This is a genomic window from Terriglobales bacterium, from assembly GCA_035573675.1.
Lineage (GTDB): Bacteria > Acidobacteriota > Terriglobia > Terriglobales > Acidobacteriaceae > DATMAB01.
In genome coordinates, this window is sequence record DATMAB010000026.1 from 193201 (window position 1) to 215925 (window position 22725).

The 22725-nt window shown below is 66.2% G+C and carries 17 protein-coding genes and 2 tRNA genes; 12 read left to right on the forward strand and 7 right to left on the reverse strand.

The window, feature by feature from the left end:
- Positions 1-95 precede the first annotated feature (95 nt).
- Positions 96-1457, reverse strand: coding sequence for a peptidase MA family metallohydrolase (locus tag VNK82_12270; protein HXE91725.1), 1362 nt, complete (start codon positions 1455-1457; stop codon positions 96-98).
- A gap of 201 nt (positions 1458-1658) precedes the next feature.
- On the opposite strand from VNK82_12270, the gene VNK82_12275 reads away from it, so the two are divergent.
- Both VNK82_12275 and VNK82_12280 read left to right on the forward strand, forming a co-directional pair.
- Positions 1659-2318 carry a class I SAM-dependent methyltransferase gene (locus VNK82_12275; GenBank protein ID HXE91726.1) on the forward strand — a complete coding sequence of 220 codons (660 nt, stop codon included), beginning with the start codon at positions 1659-1661 and terminating at the stop codon, positions 2316-2318.
- 237 nt (positions 2319-2555) lie between these two features.
- Complete coding sequence (locus VNK82_12280; GenBank protein ID HXE91727.1) at positions 2556-4970, forward strand: M1 family aminopeptidase; 2415 nt, start codon at positions 2556-2558, stop codon at positions 4968-4970.
- A gap of 220 nt (positions 4971-5190) precedes the next feature.
- Here VNK82_12280 and VNK82_12285 read toward each other — a convergent pair whose 3' ends face one another.
- Entirely contained in the window at positions 5191-5727 is a 537-nt protein-coding gene (locus tag VNK82_12285) for a DUF1697 domain-containing protein (protein ID HXE91728.1), read from the reverse strand.
- A 231-nt stretch (positions 5728-5958) separates the two neighbouring features.
- Here VNK82_12285 and VNK82_12290 point away from each other — a divergent pair.
- Both VNK82_12290 and VNK82_12295 read left to right on the forward strand, forming a co-directional pair.
- Positions 5959-6052 (forward strand) — tRNA-Ser (locus VNK82_12290).
- Positions 6053-6170: 118 nt separating this feature from the next.
- Complete coding sequence (locus tag VNK82_12295; GenBank protein ID HXE91729.1) at positions 6171-6782, forward strand: NAD(P)H-dependent oxidoreductase; 612 nt, start codon at positions 6171-6173, stop codon at positions 6780-6782.
- A gap of 43 nt (positions 6783-6825) precedes the next feature.
- On the opposite strand, the gene VNK82_12300 is transcribed toward VNK82_12295, so the two are convergent.
- Positions 6826-8160: an MFS transporter gene (locus tag VNK82_12300; GenBank protein ID HXE91730.1), complete on the reverse strand. Its 1335-nt coding sequence runs from the start codon at positions 8158-8160 to the stop codon at positions 6826-6828.
- Between the two features lie 118 nt (positions 8161-8278).
- Between VNK82_12300 and VNK82_12305 the strand changes: the two genes are divergently transcribed.
- The 5 genes from VNK82_12305 (at position 8279) to VNK82_12325 (ending at position 12929) form a co-directional block, all read left to right on the forward strand.
- The gene (locus tag VNK82_12305; GenBank protein HXE91731.1) at positions 8279-8602 is read left to right on the forward strand and encodes a VOC family protein; all 324 of its coding nucleotides are present in this window, start codon (positions 8279-8281) and stop codon (positions 8600-8602) included.
- Between the two features lie 61 nt (positions 8603-8663).
- Positions 8664-9725 carry a uroporphyrinogen decarboxylase gene (gene hemE, locus VNK82_12310; GenBank protein HXE91732.1) on the forward strand — a complete coding sequence of 354 codons (1062 nt, stop codon included), beginning with the start codon at positions 8664-8666 and terminating at the stop codon, positions 9723-9725.
- Positions 9722-10687 (forward strand): ferrochelatase, encoded by a 966-nt coding sequence (gene hemH / locus VNK82_12315; GenBank protein ID HXE91733.1) that lies wholly within the window; start codon positions 9722-9724, stop codon positions 10685-10687. Before hemE ends, hemH begins: the two co-directional genes overlap by 4 nt.
- Positions 10684-12090 carry a protoporphyrinogen oxidase gene (gene hemG, locus VNK82_12320; protein HXE91734.1) on the forward strand — a complete coding sequence of 469 codons (1407 nt, stop codon included), beginning with the start codon at positions 10684-10686 and terminating at the stop codon, positions 12088-12090. The genes hemH and hemG overlap by 4 nt, the downstream gene beginning before the upstream one ends.
- Positions 12091-12179: 89 nt before the next feature.
- Positions 12180-12929 carry a hypothetical protein gene (locus VNK82_12325; protein ID HXE91735.1) on the forward strand — a complete coding sequence of 250 codons (750 nt, stop codon included), beginning with the start codon at positions 12180-12182 and terminating at the stop codon, positions 12927-12929.
- 115 nt (positions 12930-13044) lie between these two features.
- Here the strand turns inward: VNK82_12325 and VNK82_12330 are convergent, their stop codons facing one another.
- From VNK82_12330 to VNK82_12340, 3 genes are all read right to left on the reverse strand, one after another.
- Positions 13045-14412 carry an aminotransferase class III-fold pyridoxal phosphate-dependent enzyme gene (locus tag VNK82_12330; protein ID HXE91736.1) on the reverse strand — a complete coding sequence of 456 codons (1368 nt, stop codon included), beginning with the start codon at positions 14410-14412 and terminating at the stop codon, positions 13045-13047.
- Positions 14413-14534: 122 nt separating this feature from the next.
- Positions 14535-15650: a fructose-1,6-bisphosphate aldolase/phosphatase gene (gene fbp, locus VNK82_12335; protein ID HXE91737.1), complete on the reverse strand. Its 1116-nt coding sequence runs from the start codon at positions 15648-15650 to the stop codon at positions 14535-14537.
- Positions 15651-15913: 263 nt separating this feature from the next.
- On the reverse strand, positions 15914-17854 hold the full coding sequence (locus VNK82_12340; protein HXE91738.1) for a DUF4910 domain-containing protein: 1941 nt from the start codon (positions 17852-17854) through the stop codon (positions 15914-15916).
- 93 nt (positions 17855-17947) lie between these two features.
- Between VNK82_12340 and murJ the strand changes: the two genes are divergently transcribed.
- From murJ to VNK82_12355, 3 genes are all read left to right on the forward strand, one after another.
- Positions 17948-19552 carry a murein biosynthesis integral membrane protein MurJ gene (gene murJ / locus VNK82_12345; GenBank protein HXE91739.1) on the forward strand — a complete coding sequence of 535 codons (1605 nt, stop codon included), beginning with the start codon at positions 17948-17950 and terminating at the stop codon, positions 19550-19552.
- Entirely contained in the window at positions 19549-21897 is a 2349-nt protein-coding gene (locus tag VNK82_12350; protein HXE91740.1) for an RNB domain-containing ribonuclease, read from the forward strand. Before murJ ends, VNK82_12350 begins: the two co-directional genes overlap by 4 nt.
- 151 nt (positions 21898-22048) lie before the next feature.
- Positions 22049-22384, forward strand: a complete 336-nt coding sequence (locus VNK82_12355) for a metal-sulfur cluster assembly factor (protein HXE91741.1) — start codon at positions 22049-22051, stop codon at positions 22382-22384.
- A 49-nt stretch (positions 22385-22433) separates the two neighbouring features.
- Here VNK82_12355 and VNK82_12360 read toward each other — a convergent pair.
- Positions 22434-22510: transfer RNA gene (locus VNK82_12360), tRNA-Pro, on the reverse strand.
- Between the last annotated feature and the right edge of the window lie 215 nt (positions 22511-22725).

Here is a 22725-nt window from a genome sequence, read left to right on the forward strand (position 1 = left end):
TCGCGAGCGAAGTGAGGGCCAACGAGGGGAAGGGGACTTGCCCGCGCGGGAGCCAGCGGTCGAGAGACGAGAAACGAGAAACGCGAAACGGCTTCCTACTCCCCGTAGGTCTTCTTGAGGTACTGCCCGATGTCCTCTTCCAGCCTTCCGTAGCCGGCGCGCACGGTATTGCGCAGCGCAGTTTCCGTGCTGGAGCCTTCGCCGATCCGTTCCAGCACGCGCACCACGTCGCTCATGCCGTAGGTGTCGCGGATGTAGTCCACGGCCGCCAACGATTGCAAATACGCCACCGTGGCCTGGGTCGGGGAGAAGCGCGCGAACGATCCTTCCAGCGCGTTCAGCGGGATGTGGCGCTGCGAGAGAAAGAGCTGTGCCAGCATGCGTCCGTAGGGCGCGGCGCTGCGCGGCTCCAGCGCCATGGCCACGCCTTCGTTCAGCCACACCGGGCAGCGGTTGCGCGTGATCTGGTTGATGAAGGAGTGCGCCAGCTCGTGCTTGAGCACGCGGGAGAGTTCGCCCGTCATGCGCTCCAGCCCTTCCACCGGGATGCGCAGCTTGCCGTCGTTCAGCGCCCCCATCCACGCCGGCGCCTGGGTCACGTCGCTGAACGCCTGCTCGGTATAGAGGATCACGGGGATGGTTTCGCGCGGGGCCACGCCCAGCTCGTTCACCAATGCGCTGTAATGTGCCTCGAGCGTGGCCAGGATGTCGCGCCGCAACGTCTCCGAAACCTGGCGTCCTTCGTAGCGCATGAAGAAGTGGCCGCTCTCCTGCTGGCCGTAGGTGGACTCGGCGGCCAGGTCGCGCTCCGCCTGCGCCAGATACTGCTCGACCGTGGCGCTGGGACGCAGCGCCAGCGACTTCCGCCACGCCTTCACCGCTTCTTCCGTTTTTCCGGAGTAGAACAGCGCCAGACCCAGCAAGCCGAAGGCATCCGCCGAATTCGGCGCCAGGCGGGTGGCCTGCTCGGCGCGTCCGATGGCTTCCTGATAGCGCTTCAGTTGGATCAGCACCGCCACGTAGTGCTCGAGCAGCACCGCATGTTCGGGCAGATGCGTGACCGCGCGCTCGAGATACCGCCGCGCCGTCTCCGGGCTGCCGAAGTTCAGCTCATGCTGTGCGGCGACGAAGTAGGCCGCGGCGGCCTGGTCGGGTTTCGCAGGATCGTCGAGCGCCGCGAGCGCTTCCGTGTCTACGCGTCCTTCGCGGACCACGCGCGCCAGCAGTTCATCGGCGCGCTCCACCGGCTGGCTGGGCGCAAGCACCGGCAGCTCCGCCCGCGGGGATGCCGCCGGCGGCGGCACACCGCCGGCATCGATCCGCTCCACCAGCGACTTGGCGATAGCGTAGGTGTTGTCGCCGATCTCGTACTCGATGCGGTTGCCTTTTTCGCGCACCCGGTCGGCCACGATCGAGCGTCCGTTCTTTAGCCGGATGGTCTCGGCCGCGGCCGGCATGGCCACATGGGCGCTAAAGAAACACGCAGAAAGAAGGATGACGACGGCCCGCACAACCCGAGATTCTAGCAGCAAGCTGGCGCGTGCCCGCCCCGTGGGCAGTGACTCGGAAGCTGCGGGTGCGCCTCCGATTTCAGGAATCGAGGTGGTGCAGGCCAGCATCTAGGCAGAGAGCGTCCACGTCACGCGGGATGAGAATCTATGTCGTTGAGTCGTCAGGCGGTACAGGAACTCTATACCCAGGGGATCGACCGCTATCACTCGTTCATCTCGGCGTTCCAGTCGCCCGAGGGCATGAAAGCGTTACTGCAGTCCTCAACGCTGATGCGGCCTGGGCTACGTGTGCTTGACGCCGGCTGCGGTTTCGGCATGGCTACGTTCGCTTTGATTGAAGCGCTTCGGGCGAAGAGCCTCGATTATCAGCGTATCGATGCATTCGACCTGACGCCGGCGATGCTGCTGCGCTTTCGCAGAGAACTGGAAGCCCGGGACATCGCCGGAGTACAGCTTCGTCAAGCCGATGTCCTCGCCCTCGACACGCTGCCAGCCACCTGGACAGACTACGATCTGATCCTGTCCGCTTCCATGCTCGAATACTTGCCGAGGCTCGAGCTCCCGCGCGCGCTGGAGGCATTGCGGGCGCGGCTGGCCCCAGACGGCCACCTGCTGGTTGTAATCACCTGCAAGACCCCGGAAACGAAAGTTTTCATCGAGTGGTTGTGGGGCGCTGAACGCTATGGCAAACAAGAACTGCACCATGCCTTCGAGCAGGCTGGGTTCCAGAATCTCACCTTCCGGCGGTTTCCCTGGCGTTTTGCCTGGTTGAACCGCGCGAACTACGTTATCGAGGCACGTCGGTGAGCCAATAAGACCGCCACTGCAGGGCCTTGTACGGCTCCGCCGAATTGCACCCCGGCTGCAGGCACGTATGTGGTTGAAGGTGACAACCACCCGTCCGACCGGGCATCCTACTGGTAGGCAGAGGCGGCCTTGACCGTGTCCGGGACCTCCCGATTCGTCCGATGGGTCTCCATCCTTATCTTTATCCTTACTTCTGCCGCTGCCCAGGATCAGCCTGGTCTGCCACCCGCGCCCGCCTTGCCGCCCGGACCCCTGACGGCGCTCTACCTCCGCCTGCGCTCGGTCGGCCTGGATGCCGCCCGCGTCTACACCGTGCGCGACGCCGTGCTCGACCGCGACGGCGTGCAGTTCATCTTCGACGACGGCACCATCGCCTTCACCGAAGCCGTGGACGGCCGCATCACCGGGGCGTTCTTCGAGGGCGATGGGGAAATGCTGCTCTCGCCGCCCGACCAGGTGGAGCGCGCTTCGCTGGCCCGCTTCACTGGTTCTCCGATTCTCACTGAAAAATTCTCCAGCGCCTATCTGCGCTTCACCGACGATGTCTTCCGCGAACTCCAGCCCTATCTGTGGCAGGCCGAGGGCGCCGAGAGCGAGGACTTCGTCCGCCGCTGGGATCCGGTGGCCCGCACGCTTGCCGAGCCCGACGCGCTGCGGGTGCTTCTCAGCTACGCCAACCAGCCGCCACGCCCGCTCGACGGCGCTTCCGATGAGAGTCCGGAGGCCGCTTCCCGCATGCTCCACGCCCGCATCACCGGCGAGGCGCTGGGCACCTTCGAGGTGCGCATCGACGCGCTGCTGGGCGAGAGCGTCGCCGCCGGCCAGATCGCCTGGCGCGAAGGTGTTGCCTACTACGACCTCTGGACATCGTTCCCCGGCCGCAGCCGCCGCACCTCGGCCACCGGCCGCGAGGTGGATTCCAGCTTCGCTCCCGAAGTGGAAGTGTGGGTTTCGGCCTATCGCATTCGCGCCGAAGTGAAGCCGCCCACGCGCCTGGAAGCCGAAGCCGAACTCGATCTGGAAGTCCGTGGCGCCGGCCGCCGTTTGCTCGGCTTCGAGCTTTCCCGAAACCTGAGAGTCGAGTCAGTCACCGCCGACGGCCGGCCGCTCGAAGTCATCCAGAACGAAGCCCTGCGCGGCAGCGAGCTGGCGCGCCGCGGCAACGACCTGGTGGCCGTCATCTTCCCGCAAGCGATTCCGGTCGGACGCAAGCTCACCCTGCGTTTTCGCTACGGAGGCGACGTGCTCCTGGATGCCGGCGGCGGATTGCTCTACGTCGGCGCTCGCGGCACCTGGTTTCCCAACCGCGGCTTGGCCATGGCCGACTACGACCTGCAATTCCGCTACCCGGAAGACTGGACGCTGGTGGCCACGGGCCGTCGCGTCTCGCTCGAAACCAAGGACGGCTTCACAGTTTCGCGCTGGGTATCCGACCGGCCCATTCCGTTGGCCGGGTTCAATCTCGGCCGCTACGAGAGCGCGCGCGCTGAGGCCTCGGGCGCGGTCATCGAAACCTACGCTGCGCGCAGCGTGGAAGATGCCTTTCCACACTCGAGCATGTTGATCCAGCCGCCGGGCGGCGACCCCCGGCTCATCAACCTGCCGCGCACGCCGATGGCGGTACCCGCGGCCCGCCCGCAGCCGGCGCGCTACGCGCAGGAACTCGCCGACCGCACCGCCCGCTCCCTCGACTTCCTTTCGCAGCGCCTGGGGCCGTTCCCCTACCGGCAGCTTTCCATCACCCAGATGCCGGGACGCGACAGCCAGGGCTGGCCCGGCCTCATCTTCCTCTCCAGTTACGCCTTTCTCACCCCGGAAGAACGCACGCGGGCCGGGCTCGGCGCCGTGGACAACATCCGCTTCGGACACGTCACTCCGGCCCACGAAACGGCTCACCAGTGGTGGGGCGACCTCATCCTGTGGCGCACGTACCGCGACCAGTGGGTCGTGGAGTCGCTCTCCAACTACCTCGCGCTACTCGAGCTGGAAGAACAGAAGCCCGATGAGTTCCGCAAGCTGATGGATTCCTACCGCGACGAGCTGTTGCGCAAGTCGGCCAGCGGTGCGCCTTACATCGAAGCCGGACCCGTCACCCTGGGCCTGCGGCTCTCTTCCTCCAGGTTTCCCGACGGGTACGACGTGGTGGCCTATGGCCGCGGCACCTGGCTCTTCCACATGCTGCGTCACCTGTTGCGCGACCCCGCCGGCGGCCGCGATGCCGACGCCGTCTTTTTCCAGGTGCTGCGCCGGCTGCGCGAACGCCACCAGGGCCGTGACCTCTCCACCGCCGACCTGCAGCAGGCCTTCGAGGAAGTCGTGCCGCCCTCACTGCGCATCGAGGGCCAGGCGTCGCTCGACTGGTTCTTCGAGGGTTGGGTGCGCGGCACGGCCGTCCCGCGAATCGAGCTGGCCGATGTCCGGTTCGAGCGCCGCGGTGCGAAGAGCGTTGCCGTCGGCCGGCTCATCCAGAAGGACGCGCCCGACCAGCTCATCACGTCCGTGCCCGTCTATGCGCAACCCGTCCGCGGCGCACCGGTGTTCCTGGGCCGCGTCTTCGCCGATGGCCCCGAGACCGAGTTTCGCCTTCCCGTCTCCGCCGGCGTCACTCGCTTGCTGCTCGACCCGCACTTCACTCTTCTGCGCCGGCCGTAGAAATCCGCGTCGAACCCGGATTCATTCCTCTCCGCCGAGGTGGTCGAATGGGTGAGGACGGCGAATGCCGAATATCAAGAGTCGCGCTTAGCGGGTTAGTTAATGGTCTTGGCCGCGATTGGAGACGGCGTGGCTTCCGCCGCGCCGACAGGCGGCCTCTCTTTGACCTTCGCGGGCTTCAGCCCGCGAAGAACGCGGAAGCACTTTTTCATGAGCCGGCCTAGCCCTCCTTGTCCTCACTCTTCAGAATGCGCACGACGGCGATGATGGTGTTCCAGTTCCGTGTGGTCGCGGGCACCCCGAACAGTTTGTCGATCTGGCCCAGATAACCGATCGTTTTCATGTGGCGGCGGTACACGCCGAAAACGAATCGGTTGTTCGACGCGATCAATCGCACCAGCCACTTCCCGCGGGGCGGAAGCGTGAATGGAATGGAGGCCGGGCCGCGGCCTGCTTTCGACAGGACGCTCACGAACCGAACCACATCGGGACGTGTGGCCTCGGTTCCAAAGGGATTCTCCCTCTCCAGCCGGAGAAGATCGCGACCGCTGCAGAGCATCACCTCTGTTTCGAACGGCAGCTTCCGGAGCAGCTCGGCACGGAACTTTGCCTGCGACCCTGGTCTCCGAACGACAAACGTGCCGGCCGCACCCACATTCACCACCCCATAGCGGCTCAGTTCTCGGGCCAGGAGGCTGGGGCGAAACCTCCTGTGCCCGCCCACATTGACGCCCCGAAAGAAGACCACGAGAGCCATGGGCGGGATTATAGGGAAAGGGGCGCGAGGGCGCGCCATTCGAGAGCGTCAAGCTGCGGTGCTCGCGCCCTTCGGCGCTGGAATCGATTGCGGTTGGAGTTCAGCGTGCACCTGCGCCGGCCTTGGAATTTGTTCCCGCGGCGGCTCCGCCGTACCTCGCCGCCTGCCGCCGCGCCGCTTCCGCTATAATCGTTGCAGGTCGAATCGCCCGCCTGTGATTCGTATCTCTCCGGAGAGGTGGCCGAGTGGCTGAAGGCGGCGGTTTGCTAAACCGTTATAGGGGCCAAAACCTCTATCAAGGGTTCGAATCCCTTCCTCTCCGCCAGCGAGTCTGCAGCGTTCTGTCTCCCCAGCAGGGCCGCGACCGAGCGGCGAATCGCTGCATCGATATCGTGTCTGCAAAGCCGGGCGCGTTTGCGCTGAAGGCGGTGAGGGGAGGACCCATGGAACACGATGGAATCGGCATTGTCGTCATTCGCGGCAGCGTTCGGCCGAACAACTACACCACGATGGCGGCGGCGCTGGTGGTGGACGAACTGCAGAGGGAGCCGCGAGTCAGAGTGGAAGTGATCGACCCGGCCGCGCTTTCGCTTCCGCTGCCGGGGACGAATCCAGACGCGAGCGGAACAAAGGTCCTGCAACAAAAGGTCGCAGCGGCAACGGGTGTGGTTCTGGCTACGCCGGAATACCACGGCAGCTTCAGCAGCGTGATGAAGCTGGTGATCGAGAACCTGGGTTTTCCCTCGGTGCTGGCCGGCAAGCCGGTGGCGCTGCTAGGCGTGGCGGCGGGGGCGATCGGCGCCATCAAGTCGCTGGAGCAACTGCGCGGCGTGGTGTCGCACATCGGCGCTCTCCCGTTGCCGCTTGCCGTCTCGGTAGCGAACGTGCAGAAAGTGTTTGCCGCCGACGGCCGCTGTCTCGATCCTGCGATGGAGAAGCTGGTGCGAAGCGTGGGCCTCAATCTTCTCGATTACATCCGGCAGAACCTCTGTCCGAGGATCACGCTGGAGCGCATCCTGCGGGAAGGGCCTTCCGCGCTGGCGGCTGCCGGCTGAAGGACAAGTACGTGGGCAACGCGTTGCACGAAGCACCAGCCGCTCACGCCAGCGGCGGTCCCTCGGGCGGGACCACGGCGGCTTCGCCGGCGATCGCCATTGTTGGACGCTTCCATGCCCGCTGTGCCAGGGCCCACAGCGCCGCGGCCATCCACGCAACCACGCCGATCGCCAGGGCCACGTGCGGCAGGGCGACGCCGCGATCGATGAACCGGCCGGCCAGCCATGCGCCCGTGCCGATGGCGAAAAAGGCAAAGCCCAGCTCGGCGGCGAAAACCCGTCCGCGAAAGCGGTCCTCGACGTTCAATTGCAGCAGCGTGGTCGAGAACACCCACACCACGCTCGCGCCCACGTGTCCCAGGGCGACCGCGGCGCAGGCCAGGGGCAGGTTCGGAGCGCGGCTGAGCAGCGCGTAGCCCAAGCCCGCCAGCGCCAGCCCGGCGACGATCCCCAACCGCAGGCGCGGTTGCTTCTGTTGCGCCCAGGGGGCCACCGCCAACGGTCCGATCAGCGCTCCCACGCCGCGCGCCCCCAGCAGCAGGCTCATGGACAGCATTGCGCCGCGTTCCACATCGAGCCCGTATCCGTGCAGTGGGAACATGCGGCGTCCCATCACCGGGAAGAGCACCCAGCTTGCGCCCACGATGCCCAGCCCGGACTTGACAAACAAGGTCGTCGCCAGACGTGCGTCGCCGCGCACGTAACGGATGCCCTCGGCGATGGGCGTGAAGTCCACCAGGTCGCGCAAGCGGAAGGGCGGATGGCCCTCCGTGTGCGGCTCCGCGAAGCGCATGCGCGCAATCAGCCACGCCGAAACCAGGAACGAAGCGCCGTTCAGGATGAAGACGGCATCGCGTCCCAGGGCGGCGGCCACCAGTCCGCCCAAGGTCGAGCCCATGGCCAGATTGAAGGACCAGGTGGTGGCGGAAAGCGTGTTGGCCACGATGATCTCCGGCCGCCGCACGAGGTTGGGAATCACCGACGTTCGTGCCGGCTCGAACATGGCCGCCATCATGCTCTCCAGCGCCAGCAGCGGATACACCAGCGTCACCATCTCGCGACTGCGCACCAGCAGCATCACCAGCACCACGGCGGCGCGCACCAGGTCGGAGGCGATCATCACCTGCCGCCGCGGCAAGCGGTCGTTCACCACTCCCGAGGTCGGGCCGAACAGCGTCTGCGGAAATACCTGCAGGACCAGCGCCAGCGCCACCGACTCGGCGCGCCCGGTGAATTCGAGCAGCAAGCTGTACACCGCCAGGGCGTAGAACCAGTCGCCCATCTCGCTGACGATCTGCGCCAGCCACAGGCGGCGGAAGTTGGCGTTGTGGCGCGCCAGGCGCCAGTAGGTGGCAACGGAAATGCGTTCATGCGACATGGAGCAAAACCAGGCACTGCCGCATCGATTGTAAATGCCGGAGGAATCGTCCCGGTCGCGTTAGGAGGACGTCGTGATGGGAATGCCGTTTAGCGCAGTCGCTCATGTTCAGCTCGCCATGCCTGCGGATGGAGCAGGCGAAGCCCGCCGTTTCTACGTCCATGTCCTGGGAATGGCCGAGATCGCGAAGCCACACGGGCTGGAAGCAACCGGCAGCATCTGGTTCGCGAGTGGTGGGGTTGAGCTGCACCTGGGAATCGATCCGAACTTCAAGCCCGCGACCAAGGCTCACCCCGCTTTCCGCTGCCGTGACTACGACACCCTGATTGACCGGCTGCGCAAGGCTGAGGTGGAGGTGAAAACCGACGGAAGGATTCCCGGCGTGCGTCGTTGCCACATCTCCGATCCATTCGGGAACCGCATCGAACTGATTGCAGAGTAGCCGGTTGCCCGCACGCGCCGGCTGCCTGGCACCTCGCCTTGGGTGTTACATTCATACCATCATGTCCGCGCCCGACTCCCGCTTCGTCCGCGCCTGTAAAGGGCTGCCCGTGGACGCTACGCCCGTCTGGTTCATGCGCCAGGCGGGACGCTACATGGCCGAATACCGCGCGGTGCGCAAGCGGCACTCGCTGGTGGAGATCTGCAAGACGCCCGCGCTGGCCGCCGAGGTCACCATCACCGCGGCGGAGAAACTGAATGTGGATGCGGCCATCATTTTCGCCGACCTGCTCCTGCCGCTTGAGCCCATGGGGATGCCGTTCCACTTCGAGGCCGGCGAAGGCCCGGTAGTGGAACGGCCCATCCGCGAGGCGGCCGACGTCGCTGCGCTGCGCACCGACCGCACCGCCGACCTGGGCTACGTGGCGGAGTCCATCCGTCGCGTGGTCTCGCATTTCGGAGCGCGTCTGCCGGTGATCGGTTTTGCCGGCGCGCCCTTCACCCTGGCCAGCTACATGATCGAAGGCGGCGGCTCGCGCAACTACCTCGAGACCAAGAAGCTCATGTACCGCCAGCCTGCCGTCTGGGACGATTTGATGCGCAAGCTGGTGGCGGTACTGGGCGAATATCTGGTGGCGCAGGCGCGCGCCGGCGCTGACGCTCTGCAGATCTTCGACAGTTGGGTCGGATGTCTCGCGCCGGAAGACTATCGCCTCTACGTCCTGCCGTATACCACCGAGCTGGTGCAGCGAGCTCAGTCCTCCGGCGTGCCGGTGATCCTGTTCGGCACGGAGACCTCGACGCTGCTCGCTGCCATGCAGGAGACCGGCGCCGATGTCGTCGGCGTCGACTGGCGCATCCCGCTCGACGATGCCTGGCGCATGCTGGGCTTCCGGGGCGCCATTCAGGGCAATCTGGATCCGGCGGCCCTGTTCGCCGAATGGGGAGAAGTCCGCGAGCGGGCCCACGACGTGCTGCGCCGCGCCGGCGGACGCGCAGGGCATATCTTCAACCTTGGCCACGGCATCCTGCCGGGCACGCCGGTGGAGAACGTGCGGGCGCTGGTGGAGTGCGTCCACGAGTACGCCGCCCGCGAGACTGCCACCCAAACGAGAATGGAATGAACGCAACTTCTTCGACCGCCGTCCTGCTGTTGGCGCATGGCAGCCCGGATTCTCCCGCCGATGTTCCCGAGTTTGTGCTCTCCGTAACCGGCGGACGTGCGCTGCCGCCGGCCGCGGTCGAAGAGATTCAGCGCCGTTACGCCGCCATCGGCCGCTCGCCGCTCACCGACATCACGCTTCGCCAGGGCAGAGCCCTGGAGGAATTGCTGAAGACGCCGGTGTACGTCGGCATGCGCAACTGGAGGCCGTTCATCGCCGACGTGGTGCCGCAAATGGCAGAGGCCGGCGTCACGCGTGCGGTCGCTATCTGTCTTGCGCCCCAGAACTCACGCACCAGCGTGGGACTCTACCGCCGTGCCGCCGAACAGGCCGCTGCCGGTCGCGTCGAGCTCGATTTCGTCGAGAGCTGGCACGACCATCCGTTGCTCATCCGTGCTTTCGCGGAAAAGCTCGAAACCGGATGGAAGGGCGCCTGCGCCGAAGCCGGCGCCAAGCTGCCGGTCATCTTCACGGCACACAGCGTCCCCGAGCGCACGATTGCGGAAGGCGATCCCTATGCCCAGCAGGCGCGCGAGACCGCCGCGATGGTCGCCATGCAGGTACCGTCGCTCGCCGTCGACGACTGGACGTTCGCCTTCCAGAGCCAGGGAATGTCCGGCGGGCCCTGGCTGGGGCCGACCGTAGAGGAGATCATTCGCGCCCTCAAGGAGAAAGGGCACCGCGGCGTCTTCATGCAGCCCATTGGATTTGTCTGCGACCACGTCGAAGTGCTCTACGACATCGATATCGCGTTCCGCGCGTTCGCCGAAGCGCAGGGCATGCGGCTATGGCGCGCCGGGTCGCTGAATGACTCGCCGACGTTCATGGCCGCGCTGGCCGATGTGGCCCGCTCGCGCCTGGCACCGCCCGCCAGCGGCGAGCCGCGTCCTTCGCTGGTCAGGATTGCGCCGACCGGGCAATGAAGCGCATCGCCATCGTCGGCGGCGGCATCGCGGGTCTGAGCGCCGCCTTCGAGCTGGAACAGCGGCGAAGGCAGGGTGATGCGCTCGAGTACGCCCTCTACGAGCGTGCGCCGCGCCTGGGCGGCGTCATTCGCACGGAACGTACCGATAACGGATGCCTGATCGAAGCCGGCCCTGACGCCTTCCTCACCGAGAAACCCTGGGCCGCCGAGCTCTGCTGCGAACTCGGCCTCAGCGACCAGCTTTTGGGCTCGAACGATGCCCAGCGGCGTACCTGCATCGTAGTGCGTGGCCGCCTGGTACCGATTCCCGAGGGTCTGCAGTTCATGGTGCCGACGCGGATTGCGCCCGTGCTCTCGACGCCGCTGTTTTCGTTCCGCACGAAGTTGCGCATGGCGCGGGAGTGGTTCCTGTCGCCGCGTGGCCCAGCGGGCGACGAATCCGCGGCCGACTTCGTCGCGCGGCACTTCGGCCGCGAGGTGGTGGAGCGTCTCGCCGACCCGCTGCTGGCCGGCGTCTACGGCGGCACGGCGGAGAGCCTCAGCGCCCGCGCCGTCCTGCCGCGCTTTGTTGCCATGGAGGAGAAACACGGCAGCCTGGCACGCGCCATGAGCGTGCGGCGCACGAGAACCGCTCCGCCGAATCCTGCGCCGCCGCTCTTCACTACGCTGCGAAACGGCATGCAACAGATGGTCGAGGCCCTTGCTGTGCGGCTGGATCCGGCTGCTTTGCGGCTGGGCGTCGAAGTCCGCCGCGTCGTGCATCAGGCGGGCAGGTGGCGCGTCGCTGGAGACAGCAGCGGGGAAGACTTCGACGCCGTCATCCTGGCCGTGCCTGCGTATGTCGCGGCTGCCCTTCTTCGAGACAGCCACACGCGGTTGCCCGGGCTGCTGGAGCAGATTCCCTACAGCTCCTCGGTGACCGTTGCCCTGGGCTACGACTCTGCTGTTCCTCTGCCCGCAGGCTTCGGCTTCCTGGTGCCACGCACGGAAGGCCTCCGCCTGCTGGCCTGCACGTTCGTTCACAACAAATTTCCCCACCGTGCGCCGGAGGGCTGGCGACTGCTGCGGGTGTTTCTCGGCGGCCGCAGCGACGAACGTGCGGGCGAGCTGACGGACGCCGAGATCGCCGCCATCGTCCGCGACGAGCTGCGGCAGCTCCTCTGCCTGGAAACCGAGCCGCGCTTCGTCCGAATCTACCGCTGGCCGCGCGCCATGGCGCAATACGAAGTCGGTCACCTGGAACGCCTGGCTGAGATTACCCGTTTGCGGAAGGGACTTCCCGGACTGTTCCTCGCGGGAAATGCCTACGGCGGCATCGGCGTACCCGACTGCGTCCGAGAGGGCCGGCAGGCTGCCAGGGATGCTCTTGTTATTCCCAGCGAGCGCGATGGAACGCAGTGATCGAGCCGAGTCGGGGAATCCCGCGGTCCATTGATTCCCCTCATCGGTTGGCGCGACTTTTTCCCCGCGCCGGGTTTATGCTCGGCACGATGACGTTCTTCGCCGGCCACTTCCGCGTCACCCTCTTTGCTGGCGCCCTCACCGCTGCGGGCTTCCTCCTGGCTCAGGATCACCAACACCAGCACGACCAGCGCGCCCCGCAGCCGGGGGAGGACGCGGCCACCCAGGCCATGTCCACGCGCACCCTGGACATGGGCCCGCACATGAAAATGACCCGCCTGTGGAAGCCCATGCCCGGCGACAGCGAGCGCGCACAGAACGTGGTCGACTCCGCGCGCCGCGCGCTCGAGCGCTACAAGGACTATCGCCATGCCGAGGCCGACGGTTACCGGGTCTTCTTCCGCCGCGTGCCGCAGAAGATGTATCACTTCACCAACTGGCGCTACGCCATGGAGTCCGCCTTGCGCTTCGATCCGGAGCGGCCGACCTCCCTGCTTTATGAGAAGCAGGGCAATGGCTACAAGCTGATCGGAGTGATGTATACCGCGCCCGCCAACATGCCGGAGGACGAACTGCACGCGCGCATCCCGCTCAGTGTGGCGCGCTGGCACGCGCACGTGAACCTGTGCCTGCCCCCGCGCGAACGCCGCCGGGAGGCCCTGGGCAAGAACGCCCGCTTCGGCCTGCAAGGTTCCATCACCACGCGCGAGGAATGCGAACAGGAGGGCGGCCACTTCATGCCCCAGATCTTCGGCTGGATGGTGCACATGTATCCCTTCGAAGAAACGGAAGCCAAAATCTGGTCGCTGGAACCGCAGGCCCCCGGGCATCACCACTGAAGAAGTCAGCCATCAGCCATCAGTTCTCAGGCGTCAGCCAATCCTGGGTTCGCACGGTCTGTCTCGAAGCTACGTCTGGCTTCGACAAGTGCGACGGCGATAGGCTTGCAGCCCCTTAGTTCCCCTCCGCCTCTTCGATGGCGGCGTGCAGGCGCTCCACCGCCCAGGCGATCTCCTGGGGCGTGATCACGGCGGGCGGCGCCAGCAGCAAGTGGTCGCCGCGCAGGCCGTCTACGCAGCCCTGCATGGGATAAACCAACACTCCGCGCCGCGCCGCCGCCTGGGCCACACGTCCGGCGAAATCGAGTTTCGGAGGAAAAGGCCGCTTGCTCTCCTTCTCGGCCACGAACTCGACGCCGCGCAAAAGTCCGATGCCACGCACGTCGCCGACCGAGCGGCATTGGCGCAGCAAGTCGAGTGCGCGCGCAAACGCGGCGGCGGCTGAGCCTCCGCGGGCGGAATCCGCCGCCGGGACCAGCCGCTTGCGCCGCATGTAGCTCAGCACGGCACGTCCGGCGGCCATGGCCACCGGGTGAGCGTTGTACGTGAACCCGTGGACGAACGCGCCGGAACCGCGCGCGATGGCGTCTGCCACATCGCGGCTGGCAATCACCGCGCCCAGCGGCGCGTAGCCGCTGGCGATGCCCTTGCCGGCCACGAGGATGTCCGGCTCGACGCCGAAGTGCTCGACCGCGAAGTTGCGCCCCGTGCGGCCAAAGCCCGTCATCACCTCGTCGGCGATGAGCAGGACGCCGCGCCTGCGGCACATCCGCGCCACGCGCTCCAGGTATCCCCGCGGCGGAACGGCTGCGCCCAGCGTGGCCCCGCTCACGGGCTCGAAGATGAACGCCGCGGTTGTGCTGCGAGAGTCTTCGAGCGCCTGTTCGACCTCGTCGGCGTAAGAGCGTGCGCACCGGCCGCACTCGTACGCGCAGCGATAACAATAGGGAAGTCCGACGTGTTCGAACTGTCGCGGGCGGCGCACCATGGGCACGTAGATGTCACGGCGGCGCCGGTTGCCGGAAACAGCCAGCGCGCCGAGCGTCGCTCCGTGGTAGCTCTGCCATCGGCTCAAGATGCGAAAGCGCCTTGCGTGCCCGGTTTCAACCTGGTATTGCCGGGCCAGCTTCAGTGCCGTTTCGACCGCCTCGGAGCCGCCGCCGGTGAAGTAGACCTTGCCGCCGCGGAAGTGCTCGCCGGCGAAGGCAAGGACTTCCGCGGCGAAGTCTTCCGCCACGCGGGTGACAAACTGGCTGGAGTGGACGAACTCGAGCGCGCGTGCCTGGCGGGCCATGGCTTCCGCCACCTCGCCTACGCCGTGGCCGATGAAGTTGACGGCGGCGCTGCCTGCCAGGTCGAGATAGCGGCGGCCGTCCGCGTCCCACAGCCAGGCGCCGCGGCCGCGCACCGCTTCCGGGTAAGGACGCAGGAATGAGCGGCGCAGCAGCGCGGAGCGGCGGGCGGAAGGATGGACGCGCGACATTGACTTGCGATTATCGGCGGCGCGCTTCGCGAGTGTCAAAAACCCCGGAGGCGCGCATCGCCAGAGGGAAGGCGCGCCTCCCTATGCCCGGCAAAGCACTCCGGTCGCAGTCTGGAGGTCGTTCAGGCTGCGGCTTTTTCCTCGCGCACCGTGAAGCGCTTCTCCAGCCGGGCGAGCTTGTCCATCACGCCGGTATACTCCAGCTCCGCCATGGGCAGCATGGCGGCGCCGCTGAAGCCCTGGCGGCGCATGTCGATGGCCTTGCGGCTCACCTGGTTGCGCACCTCGTCCCAGAACGGATGCGCGAAGCAATCGGCCGGTTCCGTGAGCCGCGTGTTGTGCACGCAGAACGCAGCACAGGAGACCAGCGGCGGCCCGTCAAAATAGGAGGTCGGCGTGCGCAGCGGGACCGGCATCAGCGGCATGTTGTGCGAACCGCGCATGCCGCCGGCGACATAGTGCCCGATGGAGAACGGCGCCAGGATCTCACCGGTGGCGGGGAAGTTCATCTGGCTGCGCACCAGCATGACGGGGTCGTCCTTGCCGGTGTAGCGTCCGGCGATGTTGTGCAGGCGCGAGGTGGCGACCACGGCCGCCTGCTCGCCAGTGGCCCGCGACCACACCGATTCCACCACGAAGCGCTCGTTGTCCCGCAGCAGCGCGGCCAGGTCGTAGATCTCCTCCGGCGTCACCAGCTCGATGATGCGGTCGCCTTCGGTGTAGCCGACGTCCATCACCACCCAGCGGAAGCCCTGGCTGAGCTTGGGAGAAAGGATGAGGCCGGGCGTGGTCATCACGTCGGCGAAAGTCAGGAAGAGCGGCAGGTTGAACGCGCCGGGATCGGTCTTGTCGGCGGCGAAGAACAGGAAGGGCTCGTTGGGACGCTCGTCGATCTCCATCTCGGCGCAGGCCGGGCCGAGTCCTTTCACGTTGCCGGAAAAGGAATCCTTGAGCAGATCCTGTCCGGCGCCATAGAGCCCTTCTTCCTTGGCGATCTCGGTGCCTTCGACGAAGGCGTCCCAGGCCAGCTTGTGGACGCGTGAGTCGCCGACGCCGTGGTCGTGAGTCATGAGGATGGCAATGTCGTCGCCGGTGAAGCCGATGTAATGGTCCTGGATGAGCGCCCGGCCGGCGGACTCGACCACCTGCGCGACGCGCTCCAGCAGGTGCTTGGAGGGCGCAATGTGGCCGCCGATCGAGCCGACATCAGCCTTGATGACAGTGAGCGTAGTTTTCATGCGCAACTCCTCCTGAGCGAATCTCGGGATTTCAGCTTAGGTCGGAGCGATACGCGGGTCTGTGAGCGGGGTCACAGGCGGATGTGCAGACCGCGGCGCTCACACCCAGTTGCGCCGCTCGAGGAAGGTCGGCGGCTCATAGCTGCAAGCAAAATTGCCCTTAGTAGCCCGGTCGTGTCTGCGAACGAGTCTCAATAGTAGTTTGACGGAGCTCCGGCGAGATTCTTGGTCCTAAGGATGCGAACCAGACGCTCCACCCAGGCCTAGTCCACATCTACAAGGAACTCGGCGGAGAGGAGGTCGGCAATCTCAGCGGCGGAGCGCCGCCCGTCCATGAAGTTGAGCGTCTCCCACAACAGCATGTCGAAGTCGGGCGCGCCGGCGGCGTTGGCGCGCTCCGCCGCGAAGCGGGCTTCTTGCTGGTCCCACCATGCACGGTCGTCGGGAGCGAGGTCGTCGAAGACGTCGCCGGCCAGAGGAAGGCGAACGAGCTTGCGAAGGCCGGACATCGAAGCTGACGTCAATGGCTCTGGCGAGGGCGCCACGCGCTCCTTGCCAAGAGCCGCGGTTCCGGCGCTGAGTTCTGCCGCGAGACCGTCGGCCACAGCCTGATTCAGCCGCAGGCGGCGCTCGACGGCCGGCGAATCGGCGCGCGCGAGATCAATCGCAATGCAGCGCAGGCGCTCGCGGAGCTGGTCGGCCTTCATCATCATCAGCAGGCGGTCCCAGGCGGCGTCGCTCGCGGAGGCCAGCCAGTAGGCCGCAGTGCCGGCCAGCACACCGGTGCGCAGGAACTCGCCGGCGTCGGTCTTGTCGATCATGTCTTCGCTGGTATGGTGTGTCCAGTCGCCCTCATGCACGAACATGGCCGAGGGAATGCCGAGGCTGAGAAAGTTCTCATGATCGCTGCCCAGGCTGATCGGATCCTGGCTCGCAGGCCATTGGTGGCGTGTTCCGGTGGGAGCACGAAGGTTGGCTTCGCGCGTCTGCTGGAGCACATCCGCGAGCAGAGCATCGAGGAATGAAGGCACGGAATCCGGGCTGCGGGTAATGGAAAGGCGCGAGTTGGTCTTGACGGTGTCCTCGCCCACCATGTCCAGGTTGAGGTTGGCGAGGATGCAGGGTTCGGGCGGACCCTTGGTGTCGGGCGGACGCACGGACTGCCACGTGCGGCACTTGCGTGCTTCCGGGTGGTTATCCAGATAAGCATGCGTGCCGAAATGTTCGGGGATCCACATGAAATGAAGCGTCAGCTTGGGCCGCGGCAGCTTGCCGGCAGCGATGAGTGCGTGCAACGTGCGGGCCATTTCCAGGATCGCGCCGGAGCCAGAGGCGTTGTCGTTGGCGCTCCACTTGGGATGGTCGAGATGTGCCGTGATCATGATTTCGCGTTCCGGTTCCTCGGCACCGCGGATCCAGGCGTGCACGAGGGTCAGGTTTCCAGCCCCAAGCGTGGCGTCAATTTGCCCGCGGACGCGCACCGGCCCTGCGGCCATCAGCTTCTTCAGTTCGTGATACTGGTTGGCTGAGACCTGGAAGCCGCCCCGCGTCTTCTCCAGTTCCTCGGCGCGCGGCCAGATGCCGTTGTAGCGGACCATGTCCGGATGGTCGGGGCGATCCAGCGGATCGGGGTAGATCACCACGCCTGCCGCGCCGTGTTTCAGCACCGCCTGTCGGACGACGTCCGCGGCGTAGCCGTACGCCAGGGCGACTTTGCCGCGCACATCCGTGCCTTGGTAGTGCTTGGCTTCCGTACCTTTGCCGACGTCCACAAGTTCGCCTTCCCATTCGCCACCCTTGGAGTAGGTGGAAACGCACATGGGCACGTCGCCGTAACGGCAGAGGCGGTAAGCCTGGAAGCCGGACTTGGCGGCGGCGGTCACCCAGAGTTCGCCGCCGCGCATGTCCCAGGCCATGGGCGAGGTCATGGTGGCGTACTTGGTCCTGCCGTCGGAGGGGAATTGCTCCAGCCGCGCCTCGATGCCGTAGGACTTCAGACGGGTGAGCACCACGTTCTCCGCCACTTCGGCCATCATGGGCGAGCCCTGGATGCGGTGGTACTGGATGATGTTGCGCGTGTTTTCCTGTGCGCCTTCGCCGGAGTACTCGCCAGCGATCGCGTTGAAGACCTCTGGTTTCACAAGATGTTGCGCGGCAGCAAGCGGTGCGAGCGTGAGCAGTGCAGCGAGGCAGGTCAGTCTCATGGGCGCAACAGGTTACCGGAAGGGCGCTGCCCGTGGCTAATCCTTGTTCCACCTGCGTCGCAGGCGGCACGGAAACGGTAGAATCGCGCACAGATGAAAGGGGCCTCGACCGCCGACGCACCGCCGCCCCCGCCACGGCCCGGCAACTGGGCTGCGCGCCTGACCGATCCCCTGCACGCCCACACCGCTTTTTCCGCCACGCTTCTGCTGGCGAGCGCAGTTATGGTGTCGCGCGTGATCGGCTACCTGCGCGAGGCCTACATCGCCTACGCCTTCGGCGCCGGGCCGGAGACCGACGCCTACGTCGCCGCTTTCACGCTGCCGGATTGGCTGAACTATCTGGCTGCGGGAGGCGCGGCCTCCATCACGTTCATCACCATCTACAGCCGCCATTCCGCGGAAGGCCGGGAGGACGAGGCGCAGAAGGCGTTCTCCATCATTCTCACGGTGATGACCGCGGTGCTGACGGTGGGTGTGGTGCTGGGCGCGGTGTTCGCGCGGCCCATCGAACGCGCCATCTTCCCCAAGTTCACCGAGGAGCAACTGGACCTGTGCGTCTCGCTTACTCGCATCCTGCTGCCGGCGCAGATTTTTTTCTACGCGGGGGCGATCGTCTCGGCGGTGCTGATGTCGCGCCGCTACTTCCTGTTTCCGGCGCTGGGCCCGCTGCTCTACAACGTAGGAATTATTGCGGGCGGAGTGCTGCTGGGCTCGCGGCTGGGTGTGGCTTCGCTCGCCGTGGGTGCGCTGGCCGGGTGCATCGCCGGGCCGTTCCTGGTGAACGCGCTGGGAGCGGCGCGCGCCGGCGTTCGCTACCGCGTGTTGTTCGCCGTGCGCGATCCCGTGTTCCTGGAGTGGCTGCGCAAGTCCATCCCGCTGATGTTGGGAGTGACATTGGTCGCGGCGGACGAATGGATCCTGCGCTTCTTCGCCTCCGGAAGCGTGGGCGACATCACCCGGCTGAACTACGCCAAGCGGCTGTTCGCAGTGCCCATCGCGGTGCTGGGCCAGGCCACGGCGCAGGCCACGTTGCCGTTCTTTGCCGGCCTTTACGGCGAGAAACGGTTCGGCGATTTCGCCGCCGCGGTGAATAAAGCTGTGGGACGGGTGACCGCGGTAGCTCTGCTGGCCACGGCCTGGATGGCAGTGGCGGCGCTGCCGGCCGTGGACCTGGTGTACCGGCGCGGGCGGTTCCATTTCTCCGACTCCACGGAGACCGCCGCCTACTTTTTCTGGTTCTCACTGTCGCTGGCGCTGTGGGCGGCGCAGGGACTGTACGCGCGCGCGTTCTATGCCGCTGGCGACACCATGACGCCCATGGTGGCGGGCACCGTAGTCACTATGCTCTCGCTGCCGGTCTATGCGTGGCTGTTCGATGCCCGGGATGTTATCGGGTTGGCGATGGCGTCCGATATCGGGATACTGGCGCACACCGTCGTGCTGGCCGTATGGCTCAGTCGACAGGGACGCGTGCCGCTGGCGGGACTGCCCTGGGGCGAACTGGTGAAGGCCGCGGTCACCGCGCTGGTGGCATGGGCGGCGGCCTCGGGCGTCTCCCGCATGGTGGCCATCGATGGCAGCCATCGCGCAGACCTCACGGCGCTGGCGCTGATCTCTGTGACCTGGGCGGGCGCGGTGGCCGCCGGACTGTGGCTGACGCGCTCGCAGATCCTCGGCTGGCTGCGGCGACGGCCATGATTTCCGACGCCGCACTGCTGCGCCACATCGAGCGGCAACCCAAGCGCACCGCTACTCTCAAGCAACTGCTGCGCGAACTGGGCGTCCGCGGAGAAGAACGGCGCGAGTTCCGCGCGTTGCTGGACAAGCTGGTCCGGCGCGGCGAGCTCACCCAGGTCGGGAGCGAACGCTACGCGCTGCCGGCCGCGGCGAAGAACGTTGTTCTGGGACGGCTCACCATGCACCGCGACGGCTACGGCTTTGTCATCCCGGAAGAGGAGAAGCTGCGCGAGTCCATCGAGGGCGACATCTACATTCCCCCGTTTGCCATTGGTTCGGCCATGCACGGAGACCGCGTGCGCGTGAAGCTTGCCGAACGCAGAACGCCGGGACGCGCCGAAGGACGGATCCTGGGCGTGGTGGGGCGCGCACATCCCACCGTAGTGGGAACGTTCCATTACGGCTCGCGCTACAACTACGTGACGCCTATCGACGAAAAGATCACGCAGGAGATCGTGATTCCAGCCGGCCTGGAACGTCCGAAAAAGCAGTTCACCGCCGAGGGCGCCGAGACCGCCGAGAAAGGTCAAAAAAAGCCAAGGTCGGCAACGCCGCACCGTGTGCTCGGGACGGAAGCGCGTCAGCGCACGGAGTTCGAAGACCTTGAGGGCGTGGTGGTGGACGTGGAGATCACGGACTGGCCCGCGGCGACGCAACACGCGCGCGGGCGGGTGGTCGAGGTGCTGGGCTATGAAGACGACTTCGGCGTGGACGTAGAGATCATCATCCGCAAGTACCACCTGCCGCATCGTTTCCCGGCCGGGGTGATGGAGGAAGCGCAGTCGTTCGAGGACGTGCACCCGGCAAGCGAGCTGCGCCGGCGCCGCGACTACCGCGACCTGCCCATCGTGACCATCGACGGAGAGACGGCGCGCGACTTCGATGACGCGGTGTTCGTCCGGCGGCTGGCCAACGGCCGCTTCGAGCTGCAGGTGCACATCGCCGACGTAGCGCACTACGTGCGTGCCGGGTCGGAGCTGGACGCGGAGGCGCGCCTGCGCGGCACGTCCGTGTATTTCCCCGATCGCGCCGTGCCCATGTTGCCGGTGGAGCTTTCCACCGACCTATGCAGCCTGCGCCCGCGCGTGGAGCGCCTGGTGCTGAGCTGCGTGATGGAGATCGACCGCGCCGGCGACGTCGCCGGCTACGACTTGCATGAAGGCGTCATCCGCTCCACCGAGCGCATGACCTACACGGATGTCAACCTGCTGCTGGAGGGCGACGTGGGCCTGCGCCGCCGGTACGCTCCGCTGGTGGAGACCTTCGAGACCATGCGCGAGCTGGCGATGATCCTGAACCGCAAGCGGGTGCGCCGCGGCGCCATCGACTTCGACCTGCCCGAGCCGGTGATCGAGTTCGACGAGTTCGGGCTGATGCGCGCCATCCTGAAGTCGGAGCGCAACATCGCCCATCGCATCATCGAGGAATTCATGCTGGCCGCGAACGAATGCGTGGCCGGATACCTGGAAACGCACGGCGTGCCCTCGCTCTACCGCATCCACGAGAAGCCGGACGCGAAAAAAGTCTACGAGTTCGAGACTATCGCCGCCACCTTTGGGCATTCGCTCGGTGTCGGCCCCCTGCCCATTCAGCGCGTGGAGATGCGCGGGGAACGGCGGGCGCGGCATGGCACCGGGCAGAGACCGCGCGCCATCGAACTTCCACGCGAGGTACACGTGACGCCGCGGATGTACCAGAAGCTGACGGAGCGCATCGCCGGCAAGCCCGAGGAGCGCATCCTGTCGTACCTTATGCTGCGCTCGCTGAAGCAGGCGCGCTACTCCGAAGAGAACCTCGGACACTTCGCGCTGGCCTCGACGACCTACACGCACTTCACCTCGCCCATCCGGCGCTATCCGGACTTGATCGTCCACCGCATCCTGAAGGAAGTGCTCCAACGGGACGGCAGGACGCGCCACGAGCGTCCGCCGATCTCCGAAGAGGTGCTGCGGGAGATTGCGGAGGAATCCAGCCAATCCGAGCGCCGCGCCGACGACGCCGAGCGCGAGCTGATGGAGTGGAAGAAGATCAAGTTCATGCAGGAGCGCATCGGGGAGGAGTTCGAGGCGCTGGTCGTCAGCGTCACGCGCTGGGGTCTCTTCGTCGAGTTGATGGACCTGTTCGTCGAAGGCCTGGTGCCCATCGCTACTCTCACCGGCGACCGCTATACCTTCCGCGAAAACACGCGCCAGATCATCGGCGAACGCACCCGGAAGAAATACTCGCTGGGCGACCGCGTGCGCGTGCTGCTGGACCGCGTGGACCGCTTCCAGCGCAAGCTGCAGTTCGCAGTCATCGAAGGCTAGCCCCCGAGACACAGAGATTCTCGTTTTCATCTCGAATCCGCGCGGCGGACGAGGGATCCCCGATCCCCTCACTGAGTTGCCGGATATAGGGGTCCCTCGCTACGTTCGGGACAAGAACATTAGGCCCGCATTTCCAGTAGAATCACAGGATATGCCGACTCAAGACGACATCCTGGACCGGCTCCGGTTGTGCTACGACCCGGAGATCCCGCTGAATATCGTGGACCTGGGCTTGATTTACAGCGTGGAGGTGAGCGATGCGGGCGAGGTCGAGGTGCAGATGACGCTGACGGCGCAGGGCTGCCCGTCGCACACCGAGATCAGCCGCGATGTCCGCCAGACGCTGCTTTCCACCCCCGGCGTCACCAACGCCAAGGTCAACGTAGTGTGGGACCCGCCCTGGACACCGCATCGCATCAGCCCCGAAGGCCGCCGCAAGCTGGGCATCGACGACGAGCAGCTCGAAGCCATCAGTACGGGGATGTGATGTTTCGCCGCGGATGAACGCGGATCTGAGAGCCGCGAACCCCAAAAACTGGTCGGGACGGGCAGATTTGAACTGCCGACCCCTCGCACCCCAAGCGAGTGCGCTACCAGGCTGCGCCACGTCCCGACGCGGAGAACACCGCAGGGAATGCGGTGTGGGGTTTGACTTTTCTATTCTACAACACCCCCCGAAGCGCGACCTCGAAGGGCTCCTCCTACTCGACGCTTGACGTGTTCAGTCTTCCCGGTGGGGTGTTTCTTGTTCCAATCCGCGTCCATCCGCGCTAATCCGCGGCGAAGTCTCTCTAGGTTCCCGGAACCTCATCTGCCACTTGGGTAGGG